At 54.0% G+C, this 517-nt stretch carries 1 protein-coding gene; it reads left to right on the top strand.

Annotated features, from left to right (window positions below; all coding sequences use genetic code 11):
* A partial coding sequence (locus PORUE0001_RS07935; RefSeq protein WP_007365930.1) for an InlB B-repeat-containing protein occupies window positions 1-517 on the top strand: 517 nt, incomplete at both ends.

Here is a 517-nt window from a genome sequence, read left to right as displayed (position 1 = left end):
CCCACGTCCGACAAAGTATAGCGTCAGCTTTGCTTATGACGAGACAGTAGGCACGCTCCTCTTCCTCGGTAAGAGCGTACAGAGTGGTGCCTCTATCCCGCTAGCGTCCCTGACGAACCTTAGCCTGACCTATCAAGCTAAGGAGCTTGTGGGGAACAAAGTCAAAGTGACCGTCACCAACGATGCCCCTAAGGCTGTAAGCAAAGAGGCAACGTGGACAGTCAATGCAGACGACACCTACAGTGTGGAGACCTCACAGGAAGGTGAGGGAGAGCTTGTCGTCCGTGGTGCTAAGAACCTCCAGCGAGTACCCGCAGGTACAGAGCTAACGGTCTTTGCCACACCAGCCGACGGTTGGGAGCTAGTCGCTCTAACCGCCAATGATGTGGACATACTCAAGAGCAAGACTTTTGAGGTTGCTGGCAACACGACTGTACGAGCAACTTTTACGAAGAAAGCTCCAACGACCTACGCTGTCACGCTCACGAAGGAGGGTGAAGGCAAGGTCGCCATATCA

This window comes from Porphyromonas uenonis 60-3 (assembly GCF_000174775.1).
Lineage (GTDB): Bacteria > Bacteroidota > Bacteroidia > Bacteroidales > Porphyromonadaceae > Porphyromonas > Porphyromonas uenonis_A.
The sequence above is the reverse complement of the archived record's forward strand: the minus strand, read 5'-3'. Positions and strand labels throughout refer to the sequence as shown.